The 14,181-nt window shown below is 40.7% G+C and carries 15 protein-coding genes; 9 read left to right on the forward strand and 6 right to left on the reverse strand.

What is annotated here, in order from left to right; translation table 11 throughout:
• Positions 1-23: 23 nt before the first annotated feature.
• The 4 genes from AABI99_RS05645 to AABI99_RS05660 are packed head-to-tail and all read right to left on the reverse strand — an operon-like array spanning position 24 to position 2,460.
• Entirely contained in the window at positions 24-593 is a 570-nt protein-coding gene (locus AABI99_RS05645; RefSeq protein ID WP_338364287.1) for a YqiA/YcfP family alpha/beta fold hydrolase, read from the reverse strand.
• Positions 578-1,363, reverse strand: coding sequence for a metallophosphoesterase (locus AABI99_RS05650; RefSeq protein WP_338364289.1), 786 nt, complete (start codon positions 1,361-1,363; stop codon positions 578-580). Before AABI99_RS05650 ends, AABI99_RS05645 begins: the two co-directional genes overlap by 16 nt.
• Positions 1,350-1,808: a DUF1249 domain-containing protein gene (locus tag AABI99_RS05655; RefSeq protein ID WP_338364291.1), complete on the reverse strand. Its 459-nt coding sequence runs from the start codon at positions 1,806-1,808 to the stop codon at positions 1,350-1,352. The genes AABI99_RS05650 and AABI99_RS05655 overlap by 14 nt, the downstream gene beginning before the upstream one ends.
• Before the next feature lie 25 nt (positions 1,809-1,833).
• Positions 1,834-2,460, reverse strand: coding sequence for an NUDIX domain-containing protein (locus AABI99_RS05660; RefSeq protein WP_338364293.1), 627 nt, complete (start codon positions 2,458-2,460; stop codon positions 1,834-1,836).
• 150 nt (positions 2,461-2,610) lie between these two features.
• Here AABI99_RS05660 and tolC point away from each other — a divergent pair, with 150 nt between their 5' ends.
• From tolC to AABI99_RS05675, 3 genes are all read left to right on the forward strand, one after another.
• A complete protein-coding gene (gene tolC, locus AABI99_RS05665) occupies positions 2,611-3,966 on the forward strand; it encodes an outer membrane channel protein TolC (RefSeq protein ID WP_338364295.1) in 1,356 nt (451 codons plus the stop codon).
• A 97-nt stretch (positions 3,967-4,063) separates the two neighbouring features.
• Complete coding sequence (gene lpxL / locus AABI99_RS05670; protein WP_338364297.1) at positions 4,064-4,993, forward strand: LpxL/LpxP family Kdo(2)-lipid IV(A) lauroyl/palmitoleoyl acyltransferase; 930 nt, start codon at positions 4,064-4,066, stop codon at positions 4,991-4,993.
• 38 nt (positions 4,994-5,031) lie between these two features.
• On the forward strand, positions 5,032-5,604 hold the full coding sequence (locus tag AABI99_RS05675; protein ID WP_338364299.1) for a toxin co-regulated pilus biosynthesis Q family protein: 573 nt from the start codon (positions 5,032-5,034) through the stop codon (positions 5,602-5,604).
• Positions 5,605-5,685: 81 nt separating this feature from the next.
• Here AABI99_RS05675 and glnE read toward each other — a convergent pair whose 3' ends face one another.
• Positions 5,686-8,484, reverse strand: a complete 2,799-nt coding sequence (glnE, locus tag AABI99_RS05680; RefSeq protein ID WP_338364301.1) for a bifunctional [glutamate--ammonia ligase]-adenylyl-L-tyrosine phosphorylase/[glutamate--ammonia-ligase] adenylyltransferase — start codon at positions 8,482-8,484, stop codon at positions 5,686-5,688.
• Positions 8,485-8,562: 78 nt separating this feature from the next.
• On the opposite strand from glnE, the gene AABI99_RS05685 reads away from it, so the two are divergent.
• The 6 genes from AABI99_RS05685 to ruvX all read left to right on the forward strand — a co-directional run bounded on the left by AABI99_RS05685 (position 8,563) and on the right by ruvX (position 12,961).
• On the forward strand, positions 8,563-9,456 hold the full coding sequence (locus tag AABI99_RS05685) for a hypothetical protein (RefSeq protein ID WP_338364303.1): 894 nt from the start codon (positions 8,563-8,565) through the stop codon (positions 9,454-9,456).
• Between the two features lie 81 nt (positions 9,457-9,537).
• Entirely contained in the window at positions 9,538-10,008 is a 471-nt protein-coding gene (locus tag AABI99_RS05690) for a hypothetical protein (protein ID WP_338364305.1), read from the forward strand.
• A 72-nt stretch (positions 10,009-10,080) separates the two neighbouring features.
• A complete protein-coding gene (gene rsmE, locus AABI99_RS05695) occupies positions 10,081-10,815 on the forward strand; it encodes a 16S rRNA (uracil(1498)-N(3))-methyltransferase (RefSeq protein WP_338364307.1) in 735 nt (244 codons plus the stop codon).
• A 54-nt stretch (positions 10,816-10,869) separates the two neighbouring features.
• Positions 10,870-11,820 carry a glutathione synthase gene (gene gshB, locus AABI99_RS05700; RefSeq protein WP_338364309.1) on the forward strand — a complete coding sequence of 317 codons (951 nt, stop codon included), beginning with the start codon at positions 10,870-10,872 and terminating at the stop codon, positions 11,818-11,820.
• Positions 11,821-11,944: 124 nt separating this feature from the next.
• Positions 11,945-12,502, forward strand: a complete 558-nt coding sequence (locus AABI99_RS05705) for a YqgE/AlgH family protein (protein ID WP_338364311.1) — start codon at positions 11,945-11,947, stop codon at positions 12,500-12,502.
• A gap of 9 nt (positions 12,503-12,511) precedes the next feature.
• Entirely contained in the window at positions 12,512-12,961 is a 450-nt protein-coding gene (ruvX, locus tag AABI99_RS05710) for a Holliday junction resolvase RuvX (RefSeq protein ID WP_338364313.1), read from the forward strand.
• A gap of 82 nt (positions 12,962-13,043) precedes the next feature.
• On the opposite strand, the gene AABI99_RS05715 is transcribed toward ruvX, so the two are convergent.
• Positions 13,044-14,177: a PilT/PilU family type 4a pilus ATPase gene (locus AABI99_RS05715; RefSeq protein ID WP_338364315.1), complete on the reverse strand. Its 1,134-nt coding sequence runs from the start codon at positions 14,175-14,177 to the stop codon at positions 13,044-13,046.
• Positions 14,178-14,181: the final 4 nt, after the last annotated feature.

The following is a 14,181-nucleotide window of genomic DNA, read 5'->3' on the forward strand; positions in this document are numbered from 1 at the left end:
TTTTATCTTTATATGCGCTTAGGCTAATTTATTTTAGGTAATTTAAGAAACTCTACAATACTCTCTACGGTGCGTTCAAAGCCCACAAAGCTGTGATCGCCACCAAACTCAACTAACTGTTTGCATTGTGAAAAATAATTTACTGCGTGTTGATAATTTAACACTTCATCACCCGTTTGTTGCAATAAATAGAGCAACTCAGGAGATGTTAGTTTAGGCACATACAATGCTTTTAATGCATCTATGTGGCTGGTATTTAACTCATAATGATAATCTTGGTACGGATTATAGTTGTGGCCAATAAACGGCGCTAATAAGTTAAATGGTGCTACTGCTGGGTTTATTAATGCTGCTCGCAAATTATAACGCTGCGACAAATAAGTAGCATAAAAGCCACCTAGAGAGCTCCCAAGTAGCGCGGTATCTGGCGTTAATAAATCCTCAAGCTGTAAAATAGCATGTAAGGGCTCATGATTTAAACGCGGTACACAATAATCAACGTCATAGTTTGCCATAAGCTCGCCAAAGCGCACAGCTTTATATGATTTTTCAGAACTATTAAAACCGTGAATATAAATTACCCGTTTAACCATACAACATCCGTTTTAACTGTTAAAGCACCATCCTGCGAAGTTAAATGTACCATGCGATAAGCGGGGCCGCAGTTTTGCTGAAGCCATTGTGGGCTATTTTTGGTAAATTGCACCGAACTGGCGGGCGTTGCATAAATGCTCAGCCCTCTAAACATTTGCGTATAATCATTATGTACATGACCATGCAGTAACGCCGCTACATTTTCGCTGTTGACCAGTACATTGAGTAATTGTGGGCCGTTCTCAAGCATATGCTTATCAAGGTAGCCGTTAATAGCAAGCGGATTGTGATGACAAAACACCACATGCGGCGATTGAGAACTTGCTAAATAATGGGTAATTTCATTTAAGTGCTCGCTAGACACCCACCCTGCTGGTGTAGGGCCTTTTGAGTTTATGAGTAACAGCTCAAACCCTTGTGCAATAACTCGTTTAGCTGAAACAATTTGCCCACCACTGATGCGATTAAGCATAGCTATTTCATCATGATTGCCTGGCACCCAAAATATTGGGCAAGTTAAATCTGACTCATGAATTAGTTCGGCAAATAATAAATAGGACTCAAAACTATGATCTTGCGTTAAGTCACCACCAAATATAACCGCATCTAATGACTGCGTAGCCATGTGCGCCAAGGCCTCGGAAAAGTGCGCAGCGGTGTTTACGCTAAAGTACTCTGCGTTAGGGTTTGCAAATAAATGGCTATCAGTTATATGCGCTATACGCAGCGATGAGCTATTAAAATGATACTGCTCATCAAACCAAGCCATTTTTTATATCCCAGTTTAGTACTGCTTGGCCGTGTTCAACACAGGCAACTAACCAGTCATATAAAAACGCATTTAGTTGATATTTTTCATCCTTTTGATGCATTTTAGGGTTTGGGTATCCATACGATGGCTTTATACGTTGGTGATAATCATGATGAACAATCTCCGCCACTTTTGCATCTTGATAAAGCCTGACCGTTAAATACAAAGGAGAAACGCCTTTAACCATCCCTGTTAGCTGCTTAATAGAAACATCCAGTGTGTACTTAGCGCTATCGTCTATGATAATTGCAAATTCGCTTTGACCTAACTTAATTTCACGCACGCTATTTGCACTGCGCTCTTTAGGTAATAGTTTTGAAAGACGTACGTAATTGTGCTCACAAAGTGTCATATACTTTGGGAGGCTTTGGATATATCGTTGGGTTGCTAAAAGTGCTGTCAAAGTACCGCCGTATTAAAAGTTAAAATTAAGTCCACTGACTATTTATTTTTTCACGATTTAACGCTAACCACTGCAAACAGATCACCGTTGCCGCGTTATCTATTTCACCGTTATTGAGGCGCGCAAGCGCATCATCAAGGGTTAAAATATGGGTTTTAATATCTTCACCTTCGCTCTCAAGGCCGTAAACACCACTTTGTACTTGGCTTAAATCTGCCCGTGCTAGGTATAAATGTAAGCGCTCAGTTGTACCACCTGGACTTGAAAGGTAAGAGAGCATAAACTCTAGCTCTGTAAGCTCAAGCCCAGCCTCTTCATGTGCCTCTTTTTTTACTACACTCTCATAATCAGTACTGCCATCGGTCATACCAGCAATACATTCTAGCAGCCAAGGTGAGTGTTTGCTGTTAATAGCGCCAATACGTATTTGCTCTACTAAAAGTACACTTTGCGTGGTTACATCATAGGGTAAAACAGCAATTGCATCGCCCCGCTCTAGTATTTCGCGCTTAATAAGCTGCGATGTACCACCATTAAACAACGCGTGCTCAAACTCATACATATCCACTTTAAAAAAGCCATTATACAGACTTTTTACCGCTTTTAAGCTCACATCTTTATGTGTAAATTGCACCAAGCTTTTATCTGCCATATTATATTTCCCGCTTATTTAACCGATTAAAATTTTTTAATATATTCTGTTACATTTGAACATACTGTTTTACCAATTTCTTTTTTAGTTATTGAGCAAAACACGTTACCATGCTTTTAGTACAAAATTTGTCTAAGGACTGAACCTAACATGAAAAAGAACATCCTTGCAGCGCTCGTTAGTTTGTCTTGCGCATTAGGCGCAACCACAGCAAGTGCTGAAGATTTAATGCAAGTTTTTGAAATTGCTACAGCTAACGACCCCACCGTTTTAAAAGCAAAAGCGCAAGCAGATGCACAATCTTACGAAAACGATTTAGCCATGAGTGCATTGCTACCACAAATTGGCGTTAGCATGGGCTATGAAAAAAGCGATTCAACCTCATTTCAAAGTGTTGGTGATTTAGCGGATCAAGTTAAAATAAACAGCGATACAGACCAATTCACGCGTGGCGTTAGCTTAAGCCAAACCTTATTCGACTTAGGCGCATGGAATACGCTTGATATAGCCGAAAAACAAGCACTGCAAGCCAATGCACAATACGATAACGCAAAACAAGACTTAATTGTGCGCGTTGCTGAGGGCTATTTTAACGTATTAAGCGCAATTGATAACCTTGAATTTGTGCAAGCTGAAAAACGCGCCATTGAACGCCAATTAGAGCAAACAAAACAACGCTACGCAGTTGGCCTTACAGCGATTACAGATGTTCACGAAGCACAAGCACAATACGATAACTCAGTAGCACAAGAAATTATTGCTACTAATGCCGTAGAAACCGCTCGCGAGCAACTGCGTGAGATAACTGGTAAATACCACGCTAAACTTGATTTTTTAAACACCGAAACATTTTCAACAGTAAAACCGGTTAAAAAATCGACTGACTTTGTAAAAATAGCTGAGAATAATAATATCAGCCTACAGGTATCAAAAGTCACGGTTGATATTGCTAAAGACCAAATTAAGCTTGCTAAAGCGGGTCACTACCCAAAACTGACACTTAATGCCAGCTACGGTGATTCATTAACAGATCAAAGTGTAAATGGTTTGAGCTTTAACGACCAACCACGTGCCGACTCAACATCGGTTGCCGTTAATTTAAGTGTACCTTTGTACACAGGTGGGGCAACCGTGGCAGCAACTAAACAAGCTCGTGCGTTTTATGTGTCAGCCAGTCAAGATTACGAAACAAATTACCGCGCCGTAACGCGCACCGTTATTACCTCGTACAATCAAGTTGTTTCAGATATTGCGACATACAAAGCACTTGAACAAGCTGTTGTATCTGCTCAAAGTGCACTTAAAGCAACTGAAGCCGGTTTTGAAGTGGGCACACGCACAATTGTCGATGTACTTGTAAGCACGCAAAACTTATACAATGCTAAGCGTAACTTAGCCGATGTACGTTATCGTTATGTGTTATCAACACTTCGCTTAAAACAAGCCGCAGGTACGTTAACCAGTGCCGATTTACTGGGTATTAACCAAGGCTTAAAAAAAGCCTAAGTAGTTAAATAATAAGCCTTAAAGCCAGCCATTGCTGGCTTTTTGTATTTTATGGCGCTAAGCGTTAAACTAGCGTTTTTATTTTAGAGAGTATTTTGTGGTCACCTCATCTCCGTTTAAAGCCTCGTTTTTAGGTCCTCGCTATTGGTTAACTTGGATTGGCGTTTTCTTTTTGTATTTGATCTCATGGTTACCTCAAAAAATTCAGCTTAGTTTAGGTAAGCTGCTTGGGCGATTAGTGCATAAATTCATGAAACGTCGTCGCCACATTGCTGAGGTTAATATAAAACTGTGTTTTCCTGATATGAGCGAAGCTGAGCAACAACAACTTGTGCTAAAAAATATGGAAAATACCGGCATTGCCATGGTGGAAACAGGTATGGCCTGGTGGTGGCCACAATGGCGCGTTAATAAAGCCTATGGCTCAATTAAAGGATTAGAGCATTTTGAGCGCGTGCAGGCTCAAGGCAAAGGCGTGTTATTATTGGTGCCACATATTTTGCATTTAGAAATGGCGAGTCGAGTGATGGGCACTAAATGCCAAGGGCTTGGGTTTTACCGCCCGCATAATAATGCACTTATGGAGTACTTTACAACTAATGGGCGCCTTCGTTCTAACGAATATTTGATTGGCCGAAAAGACGTGAAAGGCTTGTTAAAATCACTTAAAAATAAAAAAGTGTGTTATTACCTGCCTGACCAAGACTACGGCCGCAACCGCTGTGAGTTTGTGCCTTTTTACGCAGTGCCAGATACAGCCACCACCACAGGTACATTACTGTTCGCTGCCAGTAAACACTGCGAAACCATGAGCCTAATAAGTCGTCGTGATGAGCACGGTAAATACCACCTAGAAATTGTACCTGAGCTTGAAAACTTCCCAAGCGGCGATGATAAAGCCGATGTAACGCGAGTCAATCAGCGCGTAGAGCAGTCAATTAATGCAGCGCCTGAACAATACATGTGGCTGCACCGTCGCTTTAAAACACGTCCTGATAAAAATACTCCTTCTTTTTATAAAAAGTAGTGGTATAAATACGTAATGATAATAAATGAGTATGAGTTATGTGGTTTTGGATTAAGCATTTAATACTAGCTGTTGCATTAATTCTACTGGCTATTTATGTGTTAGTAGGTACAGGGCCGCTATTTGATATTAAAGAGAGTAAAAACGCAGCTGCCGAGGGGCTTTCTCGCTTTTACTCTTCTATCCGTAATCAAGTTAAATCAGATAGAGAGCGAGATAAGTTTGTACTGCAGCTTAAAAAGCCCGAGCAAACGCTTGATCGTGTTTTAGCCGAGCGCGGCAGAGCCGTTGACCCTATGCCCGCAAGCTGGACAGGAACAAGTGAACCACGACGCTTTGAAAACGGTTCCACATTAAAAGACGTGCTTGACCAATACGCCAAAAACGAAGGCATTCAATTATATTGGTACTTGAGTAAAGACTATGTGGTAAAAGATCATTTTAGGGTTGATAGCAACTTTACCTCAGCGCTTTATCAAGTTGGAAGCGCTATTAATGATGACTTTGAAAATAAAGTTTATACTTTTTTTTGCTATAAGCAGCGCGCTGCGGTGATCACTGAGCTACCTTCTGAATTTGTGCGCAGTAATTGTTTAAAGCTAAAAACATAAACCAATAAAGCCAACTAATTCGCTAAAAGCGCAACAGCGTCTATTTATTAAAAACCCAAGCTTAGCTTGGGTTTTTAATATTTACGCCTCAAGTTCAAATATACTGTGCCAACACGCTGATACACTCTCAATATCTGTTTGGTACTCTTTACGCGACACCAAACGACCTTGCTGATTTAGGCTCAGTACGTGGTAACGTGAGCGATAATCAATATAGGCTTGAATTAACTGCTGCTTTTGCTCTGTAGTAATACAGCCAATGTTGGCAGCGTCTGTCAATATTCTTACATTGTCAGAAAAAGCCGTTAACTGACTAAACTGAGGGGCATTTTTAAGCACGAGATATTGAGTTATAAATTCAATGTCGGTCATGGCGCCTACATCTTGTTTTAAATCAAATTGCTCGGCGTTTCCTTTAGCTAAGTGCGTGCGCATTTTTTCGCGCATTTTAAGCACATCTTGCTTAAGCGTATCTACATCGCGTGGGGTACATAATATATCTTTACGAATTTGCGAAAAGCGCGCTCTTAGCTCATCTTGGCCTAGTATAATGCGGGCACGCACGAGCGCTTGATGCTCCCAAGTCCACGCTTGAGTTTGCTGATAATGGTTAAAGCTTTCTAAGTTAATAGCCAATAGCCCAGAAGCCCCCTCTGGGCGCAGGCGGGTATCCAGCTCATATAATATGCCCGAGGCGGTACGGGTGTTAAATAAATGCATTAAGCGCTGCGCAAGCTTTAAGTAAAACTGCCTTGAGGTAATCGATTTTTCACCGTTAGTACTGCTGTTACCGTCGTGATTATGAACAAATACAAGATCTAAGTCAGAATCATACCCTACCTCAAAACCGCCTGTTTTACCGTACGCAATAACCGCAAAGCCTTTGTGTTCATCATCTGTGTTTGGCGGCATACCAAAGCGTTTAACCGTGTTATACCAGGCTATATTAACTGCTTGGTCTACCACAGCTTCGGCAAGCGCAGTTAAGTGATCGCTTACTTTCATAACATCAATCACACCAGTGGCATCCGCAGCCGCAATGTGTAATTGATGTGTTTGCTTAAACTGCCTAAGCGCTTCCATTTGCAGTTCTAAATCATCGTGCTCTATACGTAAAAAATACTGTCGTATCTCATCTTTATAGGCCGTCAATGGCGTAGGTTTATAAAGCGCAGCAGGGTCTATTAGCTCATCAAGCAAAATAGGGTAACGCGAAATGTGCTCCCCTATCCATTTACTATGGCAGCATAATAAAACAAGCTGCTTTAGCGCTCCTTGGTTTTCGTACAGTAATTCAAGGTAAGCAGTACGCGATACAATTTTATTTAAAATTTGACACACTAAGGTAAATGTTTCGCCACTGGCATTAAAATCACTGAGTTGCTTGAGTAACAAAGGCATCAACTTATCAAGAATATCGCGACCACGATTCCCTATATTTACTTTATTTAGACGCTGTTTAAAATCGCGAAGCGGTGTTTGCCAATGCTCTTTAACTTCGTTCAGAAAGCTCACATCACCATGATCCCAAGCACTTATAAACGCGCCTTCGCAGGTATCAAGAGGAACGGTTTCTTCTCCTATTACTAATAAAAACTCATCATGAATTTTAGCCATTATTTGTTCAATATTGGCCATAGTATGGTTAAAGTTTTCACTCTCAAGCAGGTAATTTAACCGAGCTTGATTAAGCTCATCATCTGGCAGAGTCTGTGTTTGCTGGTCATCAAAGATTTGCAAATACTGCTCAACTTTACGTAGGTGTAAATAGTTGCACTTTAATTCATTTGCTTCTTTTTCATCTATTGCTTGATTTAAAGTAAGTTGTTCTAGGGCATATAATAACGACTGAGTTTGTAAATTAGCTTCTCGCCCACCACGCACCATTTGCAAAGCTTGTACAATAAATTCAACCTCGCGGATACCACCAGCACCTAGTTTTATATTATTCGTTAAGCGTTTACGGCGTACCTCTTGGGCTATCATTAGCTTCATTTTTCTAAGCGACTCGACCACCGAAAAATCGATATAGCGGCGATACACAAAGGGTTTTAAAAGTTGTATAAATTCATCCCAATACACATTAGGCGTGCCAATTAAACGCCCTTTTAACATAGCGTAACGCTCCCAATCGCGCCCTTGCTCTTGATAATAATCTTCGATAGCGTTAAAACTCATTACTAACGGCCCGCTTTCACCAAATGGGCGAAGGCGCATATCAACCCTAAATACTTGTCCATCGCCAGTTACTTGGTTGAGCGCATTAATCAACTTTTGCGCAACTTTGGTGTAAAACACTTGGGCTTCAACAGCTTTACGCCCGCCTTGGGTAGGTATATTACGCGGATAGGCAAAAATTAAGTCTATATCCGATGAATAATTAAGCTCGTGGCCGCCCAATTTCCCCATACCTAGTACCATTAATGGTAAAGAGTTACCTTGATCATCTAATGGCTCACCAGCTGTTTTTGCCGTTTGTGCATGTGCCCACATATTGGCACTATTAATTAGCATATCAGCTAGAAGGCTTATGTATTTAATGCTGTCGCTAATTGGGTTATCGCAACATAAATCAAGGTAGGCAACTTTTAACCAATATTTTTCGCGGTACTGTCTTAAAATCTTATTACACTGATTTTCATCAACCTGTTGCAGATCAAGACCCTCAAATGGTGCAGGAACGTCTCGTCTAAATTGTTCGTCTGATTGTATTAGCCAGTCTTTTAATTGAGGCTGGGATTCTAAGCTTCGAAAAGCAAAGTCACTCAAAGCACATAATTTTACAACTTCTTCTTGTATAGGTTGCTGTGGATACAACTGTGCAAAGCGTGTTGAGCCAAGTTTTTGTAATTGAATAGGAAGTTGCATTTTATTACTCATCAATCCTCTCTTTTATATATGTACTAACCATACTAGAATAACTAAAACCAAGAAAGGTTATCTCTACTTAGGATCAGCATGTCATATTTATCATTATCTAACACCAGTTTAATTGCGATCGCCATTAGTTTTGCGGTGATATGCATGACAATTTTTAGCCTAAGAGTTATTGCTCAAATAAAAGCTAAACAAGCACTTAAAGATGAATTAGCACAGCATGATAATTTTGCTATGGGCATTAGTTTTGCCTCAGAGATTACAGTGGTTATTGCCACCATGGCATTTTTATTTGACGAAATAAGTATAAGTACAGCGCAGCACAATCCATTAAAAGTGGTCATTTTAATTGTACTATTATTTACATTTATAAAAGCGGGACATTTAATTCATCGAAAATGGATATTACACAGGTTTAATGAAGAGGAAGCCATTTTAAAGCAAAATGTATGCGCCGCACTCGTTGATTCTGGTATGTTGTTAGCTAACTGCATTATTGCACTTGGTTTATACACGTGGACTCATGCGCAAGGGTTTAGCAACTTACTTATTGCTTTTGTTAGCTTTTTTACGTTACAAGGGATGTTTGCGTTAGATAGTAAAATCCGTGAACACCGCTTTGCCAAAGCGAATCAAGGTGCCTCATTGCAAAGTAACTTTAATCTAGAAAATACCTCTATAGGCATTAGGTATGCTGGAAAATCTATAGGTTTAGCCCTAGCAGTGTATGCTGGATTATCGAGCGCTGCGTTTCAAAATGGAAAAATGGTCGAAAATATATTTACACTGGTTATGCATTGCGGTGTAATGTGGGTGTTATTATATTGTTTAAGTTTTGTAATTAAAGCTATCTCATTACCAAATATCGATACCGCATTAGAGGTAGATCACCAAGACAATATAGGTATAGCATGCATCGAGTTTGCTGTTTTTTGTGCTATAGGCTATTTACTTATTAGCATGTTTTCACTTTAACGCCACACAATTAAATCAGTTGCCAAGCGCCCCGTATTTAGTTTACTGGCACAACATATTGCTTAAATGCAACGGGGTCCTATGGCGTTTGAAGTAACTAATTATTTGTTAATTGATGTAGATAACGAGTTTAGTCGTACTTTTGCCGAGCACTATTTTAAAAATGCGCCACCTGATAAACCCAGCACTTTAATCGTTGCGGGTAGTAATACCCGTAAGCTCGTTAAAATGATGTTTGACGAACTGATCAAAGATTATTGCTATTGCGACTTAGAAAACGAAATTAGCGTATCTGAGCTCGCTACTTACCTGCACGAACATCATGATATTCAAGGAGTGTTATTTAATAACACCGACTACCTTCTAGCTGACGACAAGCAGCGGTTTATATACAACTCCTTACATGAAAAACGCTATGTTGTCAGTATTGATGAGAGCGGCTACACATTTAATCGCATTACTGACGAGTGCTTTAAAAACCATTTATCGTGCGATACTGATATTGCCCAGACCCCCAAAGATTTAATCGCAGCGGCCAAGTCACTTAAATAAATAATTGCGAACAACGCCCTGCTTACTTACCATAGCGCTATATATTATTTACGTTATAAATAAGCGACCTTCATGCGAGTACCTCATATTTATCAGGCATCAAATATTGCCTTAAACACCCCGGTTTCTTTAAACGATGATGCAGCCGGCCATGTTGGCCGAGTATTACGTATGAAAGTTGGTGAACATATATCTATTTTTAATGGTGAAGGTGGTGAGTACTTCAGTGAGATTATTGAGGTATCAAAAAAATCAGTTGTTGTTATGCCACTACGTTTTGATGAGCATGATGTCGAATCTGAGCTTAACATTCATTTAGGGCAATGCGTATCTCGCGGCGATAAAATGGACTTTACTATCCAAAAATCGGTTGAGCTGGGTATTACTGAAATCACCCCTATTTTTAGCCAACGTTGTGGCGTTAAGCTCAGTGGAGATCGCTTAGAGAAAAAACATCAACAATGGCAAAAAATTGCAATTTCAGCTGCCGAGCAATCAGGGCGTAACTTTGTGCCTATTGTCCACACACCGATTGATTTAAAACAATGGCTTGAGCAACAATCAGACGCCATTAAGCTCACTTTGCACCCTCGTGCAGAGCACAGTATTAAAACAATAACCGTTCCAAGCGCCGGTGTGCGCTTTTTAGTTGGCCCTGAAGGGGGCTTTACCGATGAAGAAATGGCACAAACTAAAGATCAGCACTTTGTAGATATTCGCTTAGGGCCACGTGTTTTACGAACAGAAACCGCCGCTTTAACGGTCCTAAGTGCATTACAGTTACAATTTGGCGATTTAGCTAATTGAAATAACTAAAAGCACCCTCATATAAACATTAATATTTATACTAAGGCACAGCGCATGGCAATTAAGTTAGGAATTATCTCTGATCCTATTAGTGGATTTAACATCAAAAAAGACACCGGCTTTGCAATGATGATGCAAGCGCAGGATCGTGGTTACGAAATTTATTACATGGAGATGGATGATTTATCACTTCGCCAAGGTAAACCATATGCAACGGCGTCTAAAGCGCAGGTATTTAATAACACCGAAAAGTGGTACGAGCTTGAAGAAAAAGCCACAATAGCCCTTGCCGATCTAGACGTCATTTTAATGCGAAAAGATCCACCGTTCGATACGGAATATATTTACGCCACATATATGCTGGAACGTGCCGAGCAAGAAGGTACGTTAATTATTAATAAACCACAAAGCCTGCGTGATGCTAACGAAAAGCTTTTTACAGCGTGGTTTAGCGAGCATACGCCCGATACATTAGTAACACGTAGCCAAGCGCAAATACGCGCATTTTTAGCTGAGCATAAAGACATTATTTTAAAACCACTTGATGGCATGGGCGGCGCGTCTATTTTTCGTATCAAAGAAGATGATGCAAACATTGGTGTTATTTGTGAAACGCTCACTGAGCACGGTAGCCGCTTTGCTATGGTGCAAAATTACATTCCAGAGATCAAACAAGGCGACAAACGCGTATTGGTTGTTGATGGTGAAGTAATTCCGTATTGTTTAGCGCGTATTCCACAAAATGGTGAAACTCGCGGTAATTTGGCGGCGGGTGGTCGTGGTGAAGCCCGCCCACTTAGCGAGTCAGATCTTAAAATAGCGCAAGCAGTTGCCCCTACACTTAAAGAAAAAGGGCTAGTGTTTGTTGGCTTAGATATTATTGGCGACAAGCTCACCGAAATTAACGTAACTGCACCAACCTGTGTACGTGAAATTGAAGCCGCTTACGATATCTCAATTACCGGTATTTTGTTTGACGCCATTGAGCGTAAGCTAGCTAAATAAATACCATTTAAAAGTCCATTAATTTAAGTATTTCATACAATTAATGGACTTTTTATACGCTACGTATATATCTATGCCATACTCAAAGTTCAATAAGTATTCATAAACTAAAAGGGTGAAATCTATGCAATCATTAGAAAATCATTTTTTAATCGCTATGCCGTCGATGCAAGACCCTTTTTTTAAACGTGCCGTTACCTATATTTGTGAGCACAATGAAGATGGGGCTATGGGATTGGTGATCAACCAGCCTATTGATGTAACCGTTGGTGAGCTTTTAGATAAAATAGAAATAGACAACGACAAAACTCAGCAAGCTGCGCAAGTCTCTGTATTTGCAGGTGGTCCGGTTAAAACCGACCGGGGTTTTGTACTTCATTCACCTCAGCCTGGTTACTCTGCAAGCCAAAAGCTCAGCAGTGATATTATGATCACCACATCAAAAGATGTACTTGCCAACCTAACCACCGCCCACGCACCTGAGCAATTTATTATCACGCTTGGTTATTCTGGCTGGGAGCAAGGACAACTTGAGCAAGAGCTGTTAGATAACAGTTGGTTGATCATCAAAGCCGATCCGAAGATCATTTTTGATACGCCGGTAGAAAAACGCTGGGAAAAAGCAGTTTCAATGCTGGGCTTTGATGTTAGCCAGCTTAGCAGTGAGGCTGGACACGCTTAAAGAACGATAATGACAAAAAAAAATCTTAAACCGCAAGGCCAGCGCACCGTAATGGGTTTTGACTTTGGTACCAAGAGCATTGGTATTGCCATAGGACAAGAGCTCACAGGCAGTGCGTCTAGCCTTAAAGCAGTAAAAGCCCAAGATGGCATCCCTAATTGGGATCATATTGCGGTTCAAGTTAAAGAGTGGCAACCTGATTTAATGGTGGTGGGCTTGCCACTTAATATGGATGGTACCTCGCAAGAGGTAACCTTTAAGGCTAAGAAGTTTGCTAACCGCTTGCACAATCACTACGGTATACCAGTGCAAACACAAGATGAGCGACTGACAACTGCCGATGCAAAAGCCCGTTTATTTGAGCACGGTGGCTATAAAAAATTAGGAAAAGGCAATGTCGATAATATGTCGGCAGTGATTATTTTAGAAAGTTTTTTTGAAGCCAGTTATGGTGAGTAACCGGCTTAAAAAAAGCGCCAATAGGCGCTTTTTTTTATGCACTAAATTATTCAAACGAGTGCTCAGCCTACACTGCTGTAGGTTAATTACTATTTTTATCATCCAGCCCATCAATGGTTACACCTTGTAAAAAGCCTGCGCCTTGTTGCTCGTTATTGCGCAGCTTAATCATTAAGCGTAAATCATTTGGCGAGTCCGCATGGTGCAGCGCATCAGCGTAATTAATACGTTGCTGTTTATATAGCTCAAACAAGGCTTGATCAAAGGTTTGCATGCCCATTTCTTTAGACTTAGACATAGCCTCTTTAATGCCGCCAATATCCCCATTTTTAATTAGCTCTGCCACCATGGGTGAGTTTAATAATATTTCAATGGCGGCTACACGCCCTTCACCATCAGACGTAGGAATAAGTTGCTGAGCAACAATGGCGCGTAAATTTAGCGCTAAGTCGTACTTGAGCTTATCGTGCTTCTCTTTAGGCACTAAGTGCATTATACGGTCAATAGCTTGGTTGGCATTATTAGCATGCAGTGTAGCCACACATAAATGGCCAGTTTCGGCAAAGCTCAGTGCGTATTCCATGGTTTCTTGTGAGCGTATCTCACCAATTAAAATAACATCGGGAGCTTGGCGTAGTGAGCTTTTAAGTGCCGATTCAAAGCTGTCGGTATCAAGCCCTACTTCGCGCTGAGTAATAATACTTTTACGGTGCTCATGCACAAACTCAATTGGGTCCTCAATAGTGAGTATATGTCCGCGTTGATTGCGGTTTCTGTAGCCAATTAAAGCAGCCAATGAGGTTGACTTACCTGTACCCGTGCCACCCACAAACAGCACCAAGCCTCGTTTTGCCATTATTACATCAGTAAGTGTAGAGGGTAGCCCTAAATCACTTACTTCAGGTATTTGCGTTACAATGCGGCGAATAACCATGCCCGCTCTATCGCGTTGCCAAAACGCCGAGATACGAAATCGCCCTTCATCTGTGGCTATCGCAAAATTACACTCTTTCGTGGTATGAAACTCACTTTTTTGTTTATCGCTCATCGCTGATTCTACAAGCGCGAGCGATTGCTCATCAGTTAGCTTATCGTCGCTAAGCGCGATAAGCTCACCATTAATTTTTGCGCTGACTGGCAATTGGCTAGAGACAAATAAATCCGAGCCTTTTTTCTCAATCATAATTTGCAAAAAGTGATTTAAAGATAAATTCATATTA

The sequence above is a fragment of the uncultured Pseudoalteromonas sp. genome (genome assembly GCF_963922945.1).
Classification (GTDB): domain Bacteria; phylum Pseudomonadota; class Gammaproteobacteria; order Enterobacterales; family Alteromonadaceae; genus Pseudoalteromonas.

What these genes read in the sequence shown, in the direction of transcription:
- glnE (WP_338364301.1), bottom strand. Translation starts at nt 8,484, where the DNA reads ATGAGTAATAAAATGCAACTTCCTATTCAATTACAAAAACTTGGCTCA.
- AABI99_RS05660 (WP_338364293.1), bottom strand. Translation starts at nt 2,460, where the DNA reads ATGGCAGATAAAAGCTTGGTGCAATTTACACATAAAGATGTGAGCTTA.
- gshB (WP_338364309.1), top strand. Translation starts at nt 10,870, where the DNA reads ATGGCAATTAAGTTAGGAATTATCTCTGATCCTATTAGTGGATTTAAC.
- AABI99_RS05650 (WP_338364289.1), bottom strand. Translation starts at nt 1,363, where the DNA reads ATGGCTTGGTTTGATGAGCAGTATCATTTTAATAGCTCATCGCTGCGT.
- AABI99_RS05675 (WP_338364299.1), top strand. Translation starts at nt 5,032, where the DNA reads ATGTGGTTTTGGATTAAGCATTTAATACTAGCTGTTGCATTAATTCTA.
- AABI99_RS05715 (WP_338364315.1), bottom strand. Translation starts at nt 14,177, where the DNA reads ATGAATTTATCTTTAAATCACTTTTTGCAAATTATGATTGAGAAAAAA.
- AABI99_RS05705 (WP_338364311.1), top strand. Translation starts at nt 11,945, where the DNA reads ATGCAATCATTAGAAAATCATTTTTTAATCGCTATGCCGTCGATGCAA.
- AABI99_RS05685 (WP_338364303.1), top strand. Translation starts at nt 8,563, where the DNA reads ATGTCATATTTATCATTATCTAACACCAGTTTAATTGCGATCGCCATT.
- rsmE (WP_338364307.1), top strand. Translation starts at nt 10,081, where the DNA reads ATGCGAGTACCTCATATTTATCAGGCATCAAATATTGCCTTAAACACC.
- AABI99_RS05645 (WP_338364287.1), bottom strand. Translation starts at nt 593, where the DNA reads ATGGTTAAACGGGTAATTTATATTCACGGTTTTAATAGTTCTGAAAAA.
- tolC (WP_338364295.1), top strand. Translation starts at nt 2,611, where the DNA reads ATGAAAAAGAACATCCTTGCAGCGCTCGTTAGTTTGTCTTGCGCATTA.
- ruvX (WP_338364313.1), top strand. Translation starts at nt 12,512, where the DNA reads ATGACAAAAAAAAATCTTAAACCGCAAGGCCAGCGCACCGTAATGGGT.
- AABI99_RS05690 (WP_338364305.1), top strand. Translation starts at nt 9,538, where the DNA reads ATGGCGTTTGAAGTAACTAATTATTTGTTAATTGATGTAGATAACGAG.